This is a genomic window from Rhodococcus shunpengi (assembly GCF_048381395.1).
Lineage (GTDB): Bacteria > Actinomycetota > Actinomycetes > Mycobacteriales > Mycobacteriaceae > Rhodococcus.
This window is the reverse complement of sequence record NZ_JBLWIU010000008.1, coordinates 264,746-280,996: the sequence shown is the minus strand read 5'-3', so window position 1 is coordinate 280,996 and position 16,251 is coordinate 264,746. Positions and strand designations below refer to the sequence as shown.

The 16,251-nt window shown below is 68.4% G+C and carries 13 protein-coding genes; 7 read left to right on the top strand and 6 right to left on the bottom strand.

Annotated elements, in window-relative coordinates:
• Positions 1 to 23: 23 nt before the first annotated feature.
• From ACNJ7K_RS02130 to ACNJ7K_RS02120, 3 genes are all read right to left on the bottom strand, one after another.
• Positions 24 to 1,826 carry an AMP-dependent synthetase/ligase gene (locus tag ACNJ7K_RS02130; RefSeq protein ID WP_120281909.1) on the bottom strand — a complete coding sequence of 601 codons (1,803 nt, stop codon included), beginning with the start codon at positions 1,824 to 1,826 and terminating at the stop codon, positions 24 to 26.
• A 152-nt stretch (positions 1,827 to 1,978) separates the two neighbouring features.
• Positions 1,979 to 2,683 carry a phosphoribosyltransferase gene (locus ACNJ7K_RS02125; protein WP_120281910.1) on the bottom strand — a complete coding sequence of 235 codons (705 nt, stop codon included), beginning with the start codon at positions 2,681 to 2,683 and terminating at the stop codon, positions 1,979 to 1,981.
• Between the two features lie 68 nt (positions 2,684 to 2,751).
• A complete protein-coding gene (locus ACNJ7K_RS02120; protein ID WP_487041120.1) occupies positions 2,752 to 4,068 on the bottom strand; it encodes a TrpB-like pyridoxal phosphate-dependent enzyme in 1,317 nt (438 codons plus the stop codon).
• A 158-nt stretch (positions 4,069 to 4,226) separates the two neighbouring features.
• On the opposite strand from ACNJ7K_RS02120, the gene ACNJ7K_RS02115 reads away from it, so the two are divergent.
• Positions 4,227 to 6,107, top strand: a complete 1,881-nt coding sequence (locus ACNJ7K_RS02115; RefSeq protein WP_268655383.1) for a DEAD/DEAH box helicase — start codon at positions 4,227 to 4,229, stop codon at positions 6,105 to 6,107.
• 120 nt (positions 6,108 to 6,227) lie between these two features.
• Here the strand turns inward: ACNJ7K_RS02115 and ACNJ7K_RS02110 are convergent, their stop codons facing one another.
• Together ACNJ7K_RS02110 and ACNJ7K_RS02105 are read right to left on the bottom strand one after the other, a co-directional pair.
• Positions 6,228 to 8,129: an ABC transporter ATP-binding protein gene (locus ACNJ7K_RS02110; RefSeq protein ID WP_487041119.1), complete on the bottom strand. Its 1,902-nt coding sequence runs from the start codon at positions 8,127 to 8,129 to the stop codon at positions 6,228 to 6,230.
• An 89-nt stretch (positions 8,130 to 8,218) separates the two neighbouring features.
• Positions 8,219 to 8,809, bottom strand: coding sequence for an AMIN-like domain-containing (lipo)protein (locus ACNJ7K_RS02105; RefSeq protein ID WP_230790763.1), 591 nt, complete (start codon positions 8,807 to 8,809; stop codon positions 8,219 to 8,221).
• 125 nt (positions 8,810 to 8,934) lie between these two features.
• Between ACNJ7K_RS02105 and ACNJ7K_RS02100 the strand changes: the two genes are divergently transcribed.
• From ACNJ7K_RS02100 to ACNJ7K_RS02090, 3 genes are read left to right on the top strand one after another with little or no spacing between them, the layout of a single operon-like run.
• Complete coding sequence (locus tag ACNJ7K_RS02100; protein WP_487041118.1) at positions 8,935 to 9,672, top strand: ABC transporter ATP-binding protein; 738 nt, start codon at positions 8,935 to 8,937, stop codon at positions 9,670 to 9,672.
• The gene (locus ACNJ7K_RS02095; protein ID WP_019288103.1) at positions 9,669 to 10,424 is read left to right on the top strand and encodes an ABC transporter permease; all 756 of its coding nucleotides are present in this window, start codon (positions 9,669 to 9,671) and stop codon (positions 10,422 to 10,424) included. The genes ACNJ7K_RS02100 and ACNJ7K_RS02095 overlap by 4 nt, the downstream gene beginning before the upstream one ends.
• Positions 10,421 to 11,032: a TetR/AcrR family transcriptional regulator gene (locus tag ACNJ7K_RS02090; protein WP_487041117.1), complete on the top strand. Its 612-nt coding sequence runs from the start codon at positions 10,421 to 10,423 to the stop codon at positions 11,030 to 11,032. Before ACNJ7K_RS02095 ends, ACNJ7K_RS02090 begins: the two co-directional genes overlap by 4 nt.
• Positions 11,033 to 11,131: 99 nt before the next feature.
• On the opposite strand, the gene ACNJ7K_RS02085 is transcribed toward ACNJ7K_RS02090, so the two are convergent.
• Positions 11,132 to 11,902 (bottom strand): deoxyribonuclease IV, encoded by a 771-nt coding sequence (locus tag ACNJ7K_RS02085; RefSeq protein ID WP_268655389.1) that lies wholly within the window; start codon positions 11,900 to 11,902, stop codon positions 11,132 to 11,134.
• 78 nt (positions 11,903 to 11,980) lie between these two features.
• Between ACNJ7K_RS02085 and ACNJ7K_RS02080 the strand changes: the two genes are divergently transcribed.
• The 3 genes from ACNJ7K_RS02080 to ACNJ7K_RS02070 all read left to right on the top strand — a co-directional run bounded on the left by ACNJ7K_RS02080 (position 11,981) and on the right by ACNJ7K_RS02070 (position 16,147).
• Positions 11,981 to 12,757, top strand: a complete 777-nt coding sequence (locus tag ACNJ7K_RS02080; protein WP_159418859.1) for an SDR family NAD(P)-dependent oxidoreductase — start codon at positions 11,981 to 11,983, stop codon at positions 12,755 to 12,757.
• A 91-nt stretch (positions 12,758 to 12,848) separates the two neighbouring features.
• Positions 12,849 to 13,610: an ABC transporter ATP-binding protein gene (locus ACNJ7K_RS02075; protein WP_120281918.1), complete on the top strand. Its 762-nt coding sequence runs from the start codon at positions 12,849 to 12,851 to the stop codon at positions 13,608 to 13,610.
• Between the two features lie 11 nt (positions 13,611 to 13,621).
• A complete protein-coding gene (locus tag ACNJ7K_RS02070) occupies positions 13,622 to 16,147 on the top strand; it encodes an ABC transporter permease (RefSeq protein WP_487041116.1) in 2,526 nt (841 codons plus the stop codon).
• Positions 16,148 to 16,251: the final 104 nt, after the last annotated feature.

Sequence of the window (16,251 nt, the reverse complement as noted above, 5' to 3'; positions counted from 1 at the left end):
AGGGGCCCGGTGTGTTCGAAGCGTCAGTTGTAGATCGCTGCGATCTCGGCGCCGTGCTTGTCGTGGATGATGTTCCGCTTGAGCTTGAGCGTCGGGGTCAGCTCACCGCTCTCGATGCTGAAGTCGGTCTCGAGGATGCGGTACTTGCGGATCGACTCGGCCTTCGAGACCTTCTTGTTGGTCTCGGCGACGGCCTCGTCGATCTCGGCGATCAGGTCGGGGTTCTTGATCAGTTCCGCGACCGTCGTGCCTGCCGGCAGGTTGTGGCGCTCGAGCCAGCCCGGCAGTGCCTCCGGATCGAGAGTGATCAGCGCGCCGACGAACGGCTTGGAATCGCCGACCACGATGACCTGGCTGATCAGCGGGTGGGCGCGCAGCGAATCCTCGAGGACGGCCGGCGCGACGTTCTTGCCACCCGCGGTGACGATGAGTTCCTTCTTGCGGCCGGTGATCGAGATGAAGCCGTCCTCGTCGATCGCACCGATGTCGCCGGTGTGGAACCAGCCGTCGCGAATGGCTTCGTCGGTGGCCTTGTCGTTCTGCCAGTAACCGTCGAACACCTGGGGACCCTTGAGCAGCAGTTCGCCGTCCTCGGCGATCTTCGCCGCGCAGCCGTTGAACGGCTTGCCGACGGTGCCGATCTTCTGAGCTGCCGGGGTGTTCATGATGATGCCGCCGGTGGTCTCCGTCAGACCGTAACCCTCGTAGATGGTGACGCCGACACCGCGGAAGAAGTGGCCGAGACGTGCGCCGAGTGCGGCGCCGCCCGAGACGGCACGCGTGACGTTGCCGCCGAGCGCGGCCTTGAGCTTGCCGTAGACCAGCTTGTCGAAGACGAAGTGCTGGATCTTCAGGGCGAGGCCGGGGCCGCCGTTCTCGAGTGCCTTGCTGTACTCGATCGCGACGTCGGAGGCCTTCTCGAAGATCTTGCCCTTGCCGCCGTCGTAGGCCTTCTGCTTGGCCGAGTTGTAGACCTTCTCGAACACGCGGGGCACCGACAGGATGAAGTTCGGCTTGAAGACCGCGAACTGATCGAGCAGCGTCGACAGGTCGGAGGTGTGGCCCACGGTGACCTTGCTGTCGAAGGCCGCGAAGGAGATCAGGCGGGCGAAGACGTGCGCCATCGGGATGAACAGCAGGGTGCGCTGACCCTCGTGCATCGAATCGGGCAGGGCGAGACCGCAGGCGGCGGACTCGGAGGCGAAGTGACGGTGCTTGAGCTGCACGCCCTTCGGCCGGCCCGTGGTGCCGGAGGTGTAGATGAGGGTCGCAGCGGATTCGGCCGTGACCGAGTTGCGCCGTTCCTCGACCTGCTCGTCGGTGACCGCCGCGCCGCGTGCGATGAGTTCGTCGACCGCGCTCTTGCCGCCCGGCGCGGGCTCGATCTGCAGGACCTCACGCACGGTCGGGGCGTTCTCGGCGACCTCGCGGACCGTGTCGACGTGCCCGGAGTTCTCGACGATGAGCAGCTTGGTTCCGGAGTCCTCGAGGATCCACTGGGCCTGGTCGGCCGACGACGTTTCGTAGATCGCGACGGTGGCACCGCCCGCGGTCCAGATCGCGTAGTCGAGGAGCACCCACTCGTAGCGGGTCGCCGCCAGCACCGCGACGCGATCGCCGAGTTCGATGCCCGACGCCATCAGGCCCTTCGCCACGGCGCGTACCTCGGATGCGAACTGACGCGCGGTGACGGGAACCCATTTGCCGTCGACCAGCCGCTCGAACGGCACGAACTCCGGCGACTCCTTCTCGTGGCGGAAGACGCTGTCGGCCATCGACGTGTTCTCGGGGATCGAGAACGACTGTGGCACGGCAATCTCACTCACTGTGACCCCTCCATCGTTAGATACTGTCGGTGTGCATTGCATCACATGTCATTGGGAAATGCATTACCCCTCGGACTGATTTGCCCCTTTTTTACAGTCCGATAAGCAGTGATCTACGTAACAATGCTACCCGCCGGTAACGAGGATTACCACTATCGGATAGTCTCGTCGGTTTTTCCGGTACCCGAAGTACCGGTATCGCGGAGGAGGCGGACGGCCTCGTCGTCGCCGAGCTGGTGGAAATCCTTGTAAGCAGCGCCGACGCTGTCGGTGTCCACCGGTGTCCAGGGGCAGATCACCTCATCGGCCACCCGGCCCACTCGGCGCAGTGCTTCCGGGGAAGCCACCGGCACCGCAAGGACGACTCGGTCGGCGCCGGATGCGCGCGCAGCGAGACAGGCCACCGCCGCCGTCGCGCCCGTGGCCACCCCGTCGTCGACGACGACCGCCGTGCGGCCTGCCAGTGGTACGCGGGCGCGACCCGCGCGCAGGAAATCGGCGCGGCGGGCCAGTTCGGCGAGTTCGCGTCTCTCGATGTTGTCGACGGATTCGGGGGCTATCCGCCCGCGCCGGATCACGTCCTCGTTGAGGACCCGGAAGACGCCCTCGCCTGCCGCCTCCCCGGACTCGGTGGTCGGGCCTTCGGCGATCGCGCCCATCGCGAGTTCCGGATGCCACGGCACGCCCAGTTTGCGGACGACGAGGACATCCAGGGGTGCGTCGAGGGCGGCGGCGAGTTCGCGGGCGACGGGGATGCCGCCACGGGGAAGTGCGAGAACCACCGGGTCGGCGTCGCGCAGGTGCCCGGCCGACCGGGCGAGTCGCCGGCCCGCCTCCTCACGCGTGGCGTACCGCACGCCTCCAGTATGGGACGGTCCGCCCGGGCGGGGCGAGCATTCGCCGCCCGGACGGACCGATGGGGATCTCAGTCGAGCTCGCCCGACAGGTAGGAGTGGTAGGCGGGCAGATCGAGCTGACCGTGGCCGGACAGGCCGATCACGATCACCTCGGGCTCGGTGAGGCCGCGCGCGTACTCCGCGGCCGCTGCGATCGCATGCGACGACTCCGGCGCCGGCACGATGCCCTCGTTCCGGGCGAAGAGCACCGCCGCGGAGAAGGCATCGGTCTGTGCCACGGACTGTCCCTGCACGTAGCCGAGCTCGACGGTGTGGCTGAGCAACGGTGCCATGCCGTGGTATCGCAACCCGCCGGCGTGGATCGGATCCGGGATGAAGTCCTGGCCGAGGGTGTGCATCTTCAGCAGCGGCGTCAGACCTGCGATGTCGCCGTGGTCGTAGCGGTACTCGCCGCGGGTGATCGACGGGCACGCTGCGGGCTCGACGGCGACGACGCGCGTCGTCGCCCGCTCGTGGATGACCTCGCGCAGGAACGGAAACGACAGGCCGGCGAGGTTCGAACCGCCACCTGCGCAACCGAAGACCACGTCGGCCTGGTCCTCGCCCGCGGCCCGCAACTGCTCCACGGCCTCGAGGCCGATGACGGTCTGGTGCAGCACTACGTGGTTGAGCACGCTGCCGAGGGTGTAGCGGGCGGCGGCGTCCTTCACCGCGACCTCCACGGCCTCCGACACCGCGATGCCGAGCGAGCCGGGTGTGTCCGGGTGCTCGGCGAGGACGGCGCGACCGGCTTCCGTCAGATCGGAGGGGCTGGGATGTACTGTGCCGCCGTAGGTCTCGATGAGGAAGCGGCGGTAGGGCTTCGAGTCGTAGGAGGCGCGGACCTGCCACACCTCGAGATCGATACCGAACTTCGCGCACGCGAACGACAGGGCAGAACCCCACTGTCCGGCACCGGTTTCCGTCGTCAGTCGGGTGACGCCGTCGAGCGAGTTGTAGTAGGCCTGGGCGACCGCCGAGTTCACCTTGTGGCTGCCCACCGGGCTCACGCCCTCGTACTTGACGTAGATGCGGGCCGGGGTGCCGAGTGCCTTCTCGAACGAGCGGGCGCGGAACAGGGGAGTGGAGCGGTAACCGGCGTAGACCTCGCGCACGGCCTCCGGGATCTCGATGTCGGTCTCGGTCGACAGTTCCTGCGCGATCAGTCCCGAGGCGAACAGCGGCGCGAGATCGTCGGCGGTGATCGGTTCGCGGGTGCCCGGGTGCAGGTGCGGCGGCGGGGCCACCTCGAGGTCGCCGACGATGTTGTACCAGTGCGTCGGAATGCCCGAATCGGCAACGGACGGGGGTGTCGCGGACTCGTGCGCGGAGGGGGAAGCCGTCACTGTGGAATCCTTCGGTCGGGGACGATGAACCTGCCCAGTGTGACGCGCCCCGGGTGCCGGCGACGGGGTGGGGTGGGTCATTATTCGCGCGCTCGAGCCCAGGTCGCCGCCGGGTCCGGGCGCGAAGAGGTGGGTTCATCCGATAAACTGCTGGTCAAATGAGTGATATTCAAGACGCCCCCGACCAGGAGACCGCAGCTCTCACGTTTGCCGATCTCGACATCGATGCACGTGTGCTGCAAGCTCTTTCGGATGTGGGTTACGAGTCCCCGTCGCCGATCCAGGCGGCGACCATCCCACCGCTGCTGGAGGGACGGGACGTCGTCGGTCTCGCTCAGACCGGCACCGGCAAGACCGCCGCCTTCGCGGTGCCGATCCTCTCGCGTATCGACACCTCCGTGAAGCGGCCCCAGGCGCTGGTGCTGGCGCCCACCCGAGAGCTCGCGCTGCAGGTCGCGGAGGCTTTCGGTAAGTATTCCGTCCACATCCCGGGCCTGTCCGTCCTGCCCATCTACGGCGGCCAGGCATACGGTGTACAGCTGTCCGGCCTCCGTCGCGGCGCCCAGGTCATCGTCGGTACCCCCGGACGTGTGATCGATCACCTCGCCAAGGGCACCCTCGACATCTCCGAACTCGAGTTCCTCGTCCTCGACGAGGCCGACGAGATGCTCACCATGGGCTTCCAGGAGGACGTCGAGCGCATCCTCGCCGACACCCCCGACACCAAGCAGGTCGCGCTGTTCTCCGCGACCATGCCGGGCGCGATCCGCCGGCTGTCGAAGCAGTACCTGAAGGATCCGCAGGAGATCACCGTCAAGTCGAAGACGACGACGTCGGCGAACATCTCCCAGCGCTGGGTTCTCGTCTCCCATCAGCGCAAGCTCGACGCGCTGACCCGAATCCTCGAGGTCGAGACCTTCGAGGCCATGATCATCTTCGTGCGCACGAAGCAGGCCACCGAGGACCTGGCCGAGCGCCTGCGGGCCCGCGGTTTCTCCGCCGCCGCCATCAACGGCGACATCGTGCAGGCCCAGCGCGAGCGCACGATCAACCAGCTCAAGAACGGCACGCTCGACATCCTCGTCGCCACCGACGTCGCCGCGCGTGGTCTCGACGTCGAGCGCATCAGCCACGTCGTCAACTACGACATCCCTCACGACACCGAGTCGTACGTGCACCGCATCGGCCGCACGGGCCGCGCCGGCCGCACCGGCGACGCGCTGCTGTTCGTCGCTCCGCGTGAGCGGCACCTGCTCAAGGCGATCGAGCGGGCCACCCGCCAGCCCCTCGCAGAGATGCAGCTGCCCACCGTCGAGGACGTCAACGCCCAGCGCGTGTCGAAGTTCAACGACTCGATCACCGAGGCGCTCGCCTCCGATCACCTGCAGCTGTTCCGCACGTTCATCGAGGACTACGAGCGCGAGCACGACGTGCCGCTCGCCGACATCGCGGCCGCGCTGGCGGTGCTGTCTCGCGACGGCGAGTCGTTCCTCATGGAGGCCGAACCCGAGCCGGTCGCACCGCCGCGCCGCGAGCGCGAACCGCGCGAGCGCCCGCCGCGTCGCTTCGACGACGGGCCGAAGGTCGGTCGCGACGGCCAGGAGATGACCACCTACCGCATCGCCGTGGGCAAGCGTCACCGCGTGCAGCCCGGTGCGATCGTCGGTGCCATCGCCAACGAGGGGGGACTGCGCCGCGGCGATTTCGGGCACATCAGCATCCGTGCCGATCACAGCCTCGTCGAGCTGCCGAAGGATCTGTCGCCGCAGACTCTCGACGCGCTGCGCTCCACCCGCATCTCGGGCGTGCTCATCCAGCTTCAGCCCGACTCCGGCGCACCGTCCGGACGTCCCAGCTCGTATCGCGGACGCGACGACCGTCGCGGCGACGATCGACGCGGGGGAGACCGTCGCGATCACGGCAAGCGTGATCGTGGCGGCAAGCGCGAGTACAGCGACAGCCGTGGCGGCCGCTCCGGCGACTTCACGCACCGCAGCGACCGTAACGACCGTGGTGGTCGCGGCGGATACCGCGACTGACGTCCGTCATTTCATCCGTTGCGGGCCTGATCCTCGGTCAGGCCCGCAACGCGTTGCGCAGGGCGTCGAATCGGTTCGGAGAACAGCGTCACTTCGGCAACAGGTCGTGTTCTCGGGCGCTCATGCGCCGAGTATGGGGGCTCCCGCCGACACCTTCGGTCCCGAATCGGCGAACTGCGTGCGGTACAGCTCCGCGTAGCGGCCGCCCGCCGCCAGAAGGTCGTCGTGGTTGCCGCGTTCGACGATGCGTCCGGCCTCGACGACCAGGATCTCGTCGGCGGCGCGGATGGTCGACAGGCGGTGCGCGATGACCACCGACGTGCGACCCTCGAGCGCCTCGGTCAATGCCTCCTGCACGGCGGCCTCCGAGGTCGAATCGAGATGGGCGGTGGCCTCGTCCAGGATCACCACCCGCGGATGGGCGAGCAGCAGCCGCGCAATCGTCAGCCGCTGACGTTCACCACCCGAGAGCCGGTAGCCGCGTTCGCCGACGACCGTGTCGAGTCCGTTCGGCAACGACGCGATCAGGGGCTCGAGGCGAGCGCGACGCAGGGCGTGCCACAGTTCGTCCTCGCCGGCTTCGGGGCGGGCGAGCAGCAGGTTGTTGCGGACCGTGTCGTGGAACAGGTGACCGTCCTGGGTGACCAGCCCGACCGTCGCGCGGATCGAATCGGCGGTGAGTTCGCGGACGTCCGCTCCGCCGAGCAGCACGGCACCGGCATCGACATCGTACAGTCGCGGGATCAGTTGGGCGATGGTCGATTTGCCCGCACCGGACGATCCGACCAGTGCGACCATCCGGCCCGGTTCCACGCGGAACGACACGTCGTGCAGCACCTCTTCGCCGCCCCGCGAATCGAGCACCGCGACCTCCTCGAGGGATGCGAGCGAGACCTTGTCGGCGGACGGATACGCGAAGGCGACATCCCGGAGTTCCACCGCGACCGGACCGTCGGGCACCGGCCGGGCGTCGGGCGATTGTTCGATCAGCGGCTTCAGGTCGAGGATCTCGAAGACCCGCTCGAAGCTCACCATCGCACTCATGACGTCCATGCGGGCACTGGCCAGCGCCGTCAGCGGCGAGTACAGGCGCGTGAGGAGCATCGCCATCGCGACCACCGAACCGGGATCGAGCTGGTCGCGCAGGGCATAGAAACCGCCGAGGCCGTAGACGAGCGCGAGCGCGAGCGCGGACACCAGTGTCAGGGCCGTGACGAACACGCTCTGCAGCATCGCGGTGCGCACCCCGATGTCGCGGACCCGCGTCGCCCGGACGGCGAACTCCCTCGACTCCTGCGCCGGACGGCCGAACAGCTTGACCAGGGTGGCGCCCGGAGCCGAGAATCGTTCGGTCATCTGTGTGTTCATCACCGAGTTGTGGTTGGCGGCCTCCCTGCTGAGCTGCGCGAGCCGGGCACCCATGTGCCGGGCGGGGATTACGAAGATCGGGAGCAGCAGCAGTGCGAGAAGTGTGATCTGCCAGGAGATCCCGATCATCACCACCAGGGTGATCGCGAGGGTGACGATGTTGCCGACCACGCCGGAGAGGGTGTCGCTGAAGGCGCGTTGTGCACCGATGACGTCGTTGTTCAGGCGTGAGACGAGCGCGCCGGTACGGGTTCTCGTGAAGAAGGCGACCGGCATGCGCTGCACGTGGTCGAACACCGTGGTGCGCAGATCGAGGATGAGATCCTCGCCGATGCTCGCCGACAACCAGCGGTTCGCGATCCCGAGGCCGGCCTCGACCAGTGCGATCGCGGCGATGATCACCGCGAGCAGCACCACGACCGAGACCGCGGCGCCGTCGACGATCGCGTCGATCACCCGCCCCGCGAGTACCGGTGTCGCGACGCCGAGAGCCGCGATGGTCACGCTCAGGACGAGATAGAAGGTGATGTTGCGGCGGTGCGGCCGGGCGAACTCGGCGATCCGCCGCAGGCTCGCTCGGGAGAACGGCCTGCGGTCGCTCTCGGCGTGCATCGCGTTGTACATCGCGTTCCACGCGGTGACTTCCATGCTCATGGTGTCGGCCTCCTCGGGTCGCAGCCGAGGCTAGGACCTCGAGTGCGCTCGAGGTCAAGCCTAGGCTCGCACCACGACAGGACGAGGCGTCAGCGAGCCACGTCGATCACCACGCGGGTCGGCCCGGTGAGGGAGTACACCGAGAACGGGGTGCCGTGTGCGGCGACGCCGATGAACGACTGGGTGACACCTTCGAAGACACCGGACCCGCTGACCTCCACCACGGATCCGCCGGCATCGGCGAGCACCGGATCCGGGCCGGCGTACTGCTCGACACCGCTGTCGAACGGATAGGCCGAACCGTCGATGAGCACCTGCAGCACGGCGTCGCCCGCAACGGGGACCTCGTTGCCGCTGCCCTGCTGGAGCGGCTCGTCGACATAGCCGACCCGCCATCCCGGTGTGCCCTCGCCGCCGAGTTCGTAGACCACGCGATCGAAGCCCTCGTGACGTCCGGTACGGATGTCGACGACGGTGAGCTTCGCACCCTCTCCCGCCGGGGAGACCTTTTCGCGCGCGTCGCGCGGGACCTCGTCGGAGGTGGTGGTCTCGGGAGCCGAGGAGGTCGGCGTGTCGACCGAGACGGCGGGGGAGGGCGCGGGCTCGTCGCCGCCGGCGGAGCATCCCGCCAGGACCAGTGCTGTTGCCGTGACGGCCAGTGCGAGACGCGTGTGCTTCATGGGGCTCATGGTACGTCGGAGCTGCCGGCGGTCCCTGGCGACGCTCGCGGGGGTTGACCGGATCGAGACGTGAGGCGCACAATTCATCCGAGGATGATTTCAACACTCGATGAATTGAGTGGACCATGAACATCGACCACATCTCCGACGCCGTCGACATCCGCGACCTGCACGTCCGGCGTGGCACCCACCGAGCTCTCGAGGGCGTGAGCGTGCGCGTCCCACGCGGTTCGATCACCGGACTGCTCGGCCCCTCGGGCTGCGGGAAGACCACACTGATGCGCGCGATCGTAGGCACCCAGATCGTCGAATCCGGCACGGTCACGGTGCTGGGCCTGCCCGTAGGCAGCGCCGAACTGCGCCGCCGTATCGGGTACGTCACCCAGTCGCCGAGCGTCTACCCCGACCTGACCGTCACCGAGAACGTCTCCTATTTCGCCTCCCTCTACGGGCGGAAGGGCCCCGCGGTCTCCGACACCCTCGCGGCGGTCGGGCTCACCGACCACGCCGACAACCGGACGTCGGCCCTTTCCGGCGGCCAGCTCGGACGGGTGTCGCTCGCGTGCGCACTGGTGGGCGATCCCGAACTCCTCGTACTCGACGAACCCACCGTCGGACTCGATCCACTGCTGCGCGCCGAGCTGTGGGAGCACTTCCGTGCGCTCGCCGACCGCGGCACCACCCTGCTCGTGTCGAGCCACGTCATGGACGAGGCCGACCACTGCGACGAGCTCGTCCTCCTGCGCGAAGGCCGGCTGGTGGCCCAGCTGACCCCGGTCGAACTGCGCGAACAGACTGGGGAGACGGGCCTCGAGAACGCTTTTCTCCGACTCATCCGGAACCGGACGGGAGCACGACCGTGAGCGCCGTCATCTATGCCACCACGACCACCCGCATCCTGCGTCAGCTGCGGGCCGACCATCGCACCGTCGCGATGATCGTGCTCGTCCCGAGCCTGCTGATGACGCTGCTGTACTTCATGTATCAGAACGCCCCCACCGGTCCGGGCGGAGTCTCGCTGTTCGACCGGATCGCCGTCACGATGCTCGGGATCCTCCCGTTCGTCGTGATGTTCCTGGTCACCTCCATCGCGATGCAACGCGAGCGCAGTTCGGGCACCCTCGAACGGCTTCTCACGACACCGCTGACGAAACTCGACCTGCTCGCCGGTTACGGCAGCGCCTTCTCGCTCGCGGCGGCCGTCCAGGCCGGTCTCGCCTGCGTGGTGGCCTTCTGGCTGCTCGACGTCACCAGCGCCGGATCGGTGCTGTGGGTGCTGGTCGTCGCGGTTCTCGTCGCCGTCCTCGGGGTCTCCCTGGGTCTGCTGTGCAGCGCCTTCGCCCGCACCGAGTTCCAGGCCGTGCAGTTCATGCCGGTGATCGTCATCCCGCAGTTCCTGCTGTGCGGGTTGCTCGTCGCCCGGGACGATCTGCCGGACTGGCTGCGCTGGATCAGCAACGCACTGCCGTTGAGCTACGCGGTGGAGGCGCTGCAGGAGATCACCGTGAATCCGGGGGTCACCGGCGTCATGGTGCGGGATCTGATCGTCGTTGCGGCATTCGCCGCCGCGGCCCTCACGCTCGGTGCGGCGACACTGCGCCGTCGCACCCCGTGACGAGCGAGGCCGGGGCGCGGCGCCCCGGCCGTCGCCCCGGCAATTCGGGCGCGCGTGACGACATCCTCGCGAGCGCCCGGGAACTGTTCGCCGCCAACGGCTTCGACAAGACGACGGTGCGTGCGGTCGCAGCCGGTGCCGGGGTGGACCCGGCGCTCGTGCACCACTACTTCGGCACCAAGTTGCAGCTGTTCACCGCGTCCATCGCGCTGCCGGTCGATCCGCGCGACGTCCTCGCCCCCGTCTACGCGGCCGCACCCGAGGATCTCGGTCGAGCTCTCGTGACCGCCCTTCTCGGTGTGTGGGATTCGCCGCACCGCGACGCGGCAGTGGCAATGTTCCGTGCGCAGATCGCAGGCGGTGACAGTGGTCTGATCCGCTCGTTCCTGCTGGAGGTCGCGCTCGCGCCGTTGTTCGAGCGCATCGATCGTCCGGTCGGCACCGGCAGACTTCGGGCCGAGCTGGTGGCCACCCAGATGACCGGGATCATGCTGGTGCGCTACATCATCGGACTCGAACCGCTCGCGTCGATGCCGTCGGAGCAGCTCGTCCAGATCGTCGCCCCCACCGTGCAGCACTATCTGACCGGCGACCTGCCCGGCATGTGACCGCAGCTTCGCGGCGTGCGCTTCGGTCGGAGACAGAAGCGCGCCGTCGACACGGTGCATCGGTCCGCGCACGACGCAAACGTAGAGCGGAGTGCGTCGTCAGGTCGAGTGCTCCCGCAGGAAGGCGATGTCCTCGGCGAGTCCCTCCGCCGGGGTCTCGAGCACGATCGGTGCGTCGGCCTGCACCGCGATCTCCGCGAGCAACTGCGGGTCGATCTGCCCGTCGGCGAGATTGGCGTGCCGGTCGCGGGCCGAATCGAACTCGTCACGCGAATTGTTCAGGTGCACCAGGTCGATCCGGCCGGTGACCGCCCGCACCCGTTCGACGACACCGACGAGATCCTCCCCGGCCGCCCAGGCGTGGCAGGTGTCGAGGCAGAAGCCGGGACCGTAGTCGCCGATGGCGTCCCACAGCCGCCCGATCGCGTCGATGTAGCGGGCCATCGCGAAGTCGCCGCCCGCGGTGTTCTCGACGAGGATCGGCACCCCGAACCCGCCCTTGTCCTCCTGCCGTTCGAACAGCTTGCGCCAATTCTCGACCCCGGCGGCGACGTCCTCACCTGCTCGCACGTGCCCGCCGTGGACGACCAGCCCGAGCGCGCCGATCCGCGCGGCCGCCTCGGCGTGGTCGGCGACGGCCTTGCGCGACGGCATCCGCACCCTGTTGTTCAGGCTCGCCACGTTGATGACGTACGGCGAGTGCACCACCACGTCGACGTCCGACGCGAGGATCTCCTCGGTGCGCGGATGCTCACCGGGCTTCGTCCACTTCTGCGGGTCCGACAGGAACACCTGCACCAGATCGGCACCGAGATGCTCGCCCTGACCGATGGGATCGTCGTCCTGCCGGACGTGCGCACCTATCCGCATGTGCCACAGGTTAGGGCAGTGTCCCGCCGACCGGGACCGCAATACCCGGACGTGCCCGGAATCTGCTCGACTCCTCGCATGGGCACACTCGAAGGCGGGAAACTCGACGGCAGGGTCGCGCTGATCACCGGCGCAGGTCAGGGGATCGGTCAGGGGGTCGCGTTCGCGCTGGCCCGCGAAGGCGTGGCCATCGCGGTCGCCGGCCGGACCGAGTCGAAGCTGATCGACACCGTCGAGCAGATCCGTGCCTTCGGTGGCACCGCCGAGCCGGTCGTGTGCGACATCGCCGATCCGGAGGCGATCGCAGCTGCGGTGGACCGGACGGTCGGGGCCTTCGGCGGTGTCGACATCCTCGTCAACAATGCGAGCTTCAATCCGCTCGGGCCGCTGCTCGACCTGAAGCCGGCCGTGCTGGAGAAGGCGTACCGCTCGGGTCCGCTCGCGGCGTTGCACGCCATGCAGCTCGTCCACCCGATCATGAAGGAACGCGGCGGCGGGTCGATCGTCAACATGGTCACCTCCGCGGCGGTGCGCTGGGATATGAGCGGCTACGGCGGCTACGCCTCGACCAAGGAGGCGCTGCGCTCGCTCACCCGCACCGCGGCAACGGAATGGGGGACCGACGGCATCCGCGTCAACGCCATCGCCCCGCACGCCTTGTCGCCCGGCCTGAAATGGTGGACGGAGACGAACCCGGAGGAGGCCGCCGAGTTCGTGAAGTCCATCCCGCTCCGCCGTATCGGCGACCCCGAGGAGGACATCGGGCGCGCCGTGGCGTGGATTGTGAGCGACGACGCACGCTATCTCACCGGAGCGACGATCCCGCTGGACGGAGGTCAGGCACGCTGGGCCTGAGCCACCACCGCGGCATACGCCCGTATCCCCGAATCGAAGATCGGGGTCCTCCCCGATGGTGCGGTGCTCCCGGCACCGGGAAGATGGGTGCATGCCACTGCACTCGGCCCCAGCAGCCCGCGCCCAGGACCTGAAGAAGATCTACGGCACCGGAGAAACCGCGGTACACGCCCTCGACGGTGTGACCGCGGATTTCGCCGCCGGTGAGTTCACCGCGATCATGGGTCCCTCCGGATCGGGCAAGTCGACTCTCATGCACTGCCTCGCAGGTCTCGACAGCGCGACCTCCGGAGCGGTCTTCATCGGTGACACCGATCTGACGACCCTGTCCGACAAGGGGATGACCCAGCTGCGGCGCGACCGCATCGGCTTCGTCTTCCAGGCGTTCAACCTCGTCCCCACCCTCACCGCGCTCGAGAACATCACCCTCCCGGTGGACATCGCGGGCCGCAAGGTCGATCAGGAATGGCTCGACACCGTCGTCACCCGTCTCGGACTCACCGACCGTCTCGGGCACCGCCCCGGCGAACTGTCCGGTGGCCAGCAGCAGCGCGTCGCGTGCGCGCGTGCCCTCGCGGGCCGGCCCGAGATCATCTTCGGCGACGAGCCGACCGGCAACCTCGACTCCCGCTCGTCCGGTGAGGTGCTGTCCATCCTGCGGGCGGCCGTCGACGAGTTCGACCAGACCGTCGTGATCGTCACCCACGACCCGCGCGCCGCCGGTTACGCCGACCGCGTGGTGTTCCTCGCCGACGGACGCATCGTCGACGAGATGCGCGGACCGACGGCCGAACGAGTGCTCGACCGGATGAAGCAGTTCGATCCCGCCTCCGCGGCTCCCGTGGCGGAATAGGAGACACCGCGATGAGTGGGAATCCCATCCGCAGGGTTGCCCTGCGCAACCTCGCCGCACACAAGGTGCGGCTCGCCCTGACCGTGCTCTCCGTGGTGCTCGGCACGGCCTTCATCACCGGTTCGTTCGTCTTCACCGACACACTGCAGCGCACCTTCGACGGCATCTTCGGCGACGTCGCCCAGGGCGTCGACGTCCGCGTCAGCACCGAGCAGTACGGCACCAGCGGTGTCCCGATCGAGGCAGTGGACCAGGTCGCCGCCCTCCCCGGCGTCGAGCGCACGTCCCCGTCGATCGGGGGCGGCATCATCGTCCTCGACTCCGAGGGCGCCGCGATCCAGACCGGAGGCGCACCCGCCGAGGGCTACGCCTACATCCCGCCCGACCGTCTCGTCGGCGAACCGGAGACCTTCGTGGCCGGTGGACCGCCCGCGGAGAGCGGTCAGATCGCGCTCAACGAGAGCGCGGCCGAACGCGGTGATCTCTCGATCGGCGACAGCACGACCGTGCTCACCGTCTCGCAGGGCATGGTGCCGGTGACCGTCAGCGGCATCTACGAACTCGAGACCGACACCGGCGGCTACATCGGTGCGTTGTTCACCGAGGAACAGGCCTCGCAGCTGTTCACCGACGGCCGGCACGTCGGCTTCCTCGACGTCGCGGGCGACGGTTCGCTCTCGCCCGAGCAACTGCGCGACGAGATCGCGGCGGCGCTGCCCGACCTGAAGGTGCAGACCGGAGCCGAGGTCACCGAGGAGACCAAGTCGCAGGTCGCCGAGGCCCTGAACTTCCTCAACTACTTCCTGCTCGCGTTCGGCGCGATCGCACTGCTCGTCGGCACGTTCATCATCTACAACACCTTCTCGATGATCGTCGCCCAGCGACTGCGCGAACTCGCCCTGCTCCGCGCGATCGGCGCGAGCCGCAAGCAGGTCGGCCGGTCGGTCACCCTCGAGGCCTTCGTCGTCGGCCTGATCGGCAGCATCATCGGTATCGCCGCGGGCGTCGCGCTCGCCTACGGTCTGCGCGCGGCACTGAACGCCGCGGATCTCGGACTGCCGTCGGGCCCGCTGCAGTTGTCCCCGCGTACCGTGATCGTCGCGCTGCTCGTCGGCGTGGTCGTGACGATGGTCAGCGCCTACGCCCCGGCGCGACGCGCGACCCACGTTCCGCCCGTCGCCGCGATGCGCGAGGAATCCACGGCGACCGTCGAGTCGCTGCGCCTCCGCACGATCATCGGTGTGCTCTGCGCGATCGTCGGTGCGGCGCTCGTCGTGGTGGGCGCACAGCAGGTCGGTGGCGGCGCGGCCGCGACCGTCGGTATCGGCGCCTTCCTGCTGATCCTGTCGGTGCTGTTCGCGGCGCCGGCGTTGTCCCGGCCCGTCGTGAACGCACTCGGTGCCGTCTTCGCCCGGCCCTTCGGAGCGATCGGCCGGCTCGCGCGCACCAACGCGACCCGCAATCCGCGTCGCACCGCCGCGACCGCCTTCGCCCTCACTCTGGGTCTGATGCTCGTCTCCGTCATCGGGGTGTTCGGGTCGTCGGCGAAGGCCAGTGTCGACGCGCTCGTCGACAACGGTGTCGAGGCGGACTTCATGCTCACCGGGCCGCAGATGTTCGGTGTCCCGACCCCCGCCGCCGAAGCGGTCCGCGGGGTGGACGGCATCGAGGAGGTCGTGCCCGCCTACGGCGTGCAGGCCAAGATCGACGAGGACTTCGAGTTCGGCACCGGAGCAGGCGGACCCCTCCAGGACGTCCTCGATCTGGACATGGTCGCGGGTGCCTTCGAGGTGACCGGGAACGAGATCCTCGTCTCGCAGACCTCGGCGGACGACCGAGGCTGGGAGGTGGGCTCCACCGTTCCGCTCACCAGCCGCGACGGCGACACCGTCGACACCACGGTCGCCGGCATCTTCACCGACAACCAGCTGATCGGTCCGTGGGTCGTCTCGCAGGAGCTGTTCGAGCAGTTCACGCCGCCGAACAACCGGTCGGCGCTCGTCGTCCTCATGAACACCGTCGACGGTGCCGATCCGGAGACCGTGCGCGCGTCGATCGAGGAGGCCGTCAAGGACTACGTGATCGTGCAGGTCCTCGACCGAGAGCAGTTCAAGGGGCAGCAGGCGCAGCAGATCGACATGCTCCTCGCGATCCTCTACGGCCTGCTCGCCCTCGCCGTGGTCATCGCCATCCTGGGCATCGTCAACACCCTGGCGCTGTCGGTGGTGGAACGGCGACGGGAGATCGGCATGCTCCGCGCCGTCGGTATGCAACGCGCCCAGGTGCGTCGCACGATCTACCTGGAGTCGCTGCTCATCGCGGTCTTCGGTGCGGTCGTGGGTGTCGTGCTCGGTCTCGCGTTCGGCTGGGCGTTCGTGCGCACCCTCGCCGATCAGGGACTCGACATCATCTCGGTGCCGTGGTCGCAGGTCGTCGGCATGCTCGTCGCGTCCGGCATCATCGGTGTCCTCGCGGCGCTGTGGCCCGGCCAGCGTGCGGCGAAGACGCCGCCGCTCGAAGCGATCAGCGACATGTAGGCAGAAAGTGCCTGTGGATACGAGTTGTCCACAGGCAGTGGAGTTGTCCACAACAACCGGCCCGCGGAGCGATCCGCGGGCCGGTCGTCGTCGGTGCCCCTTAT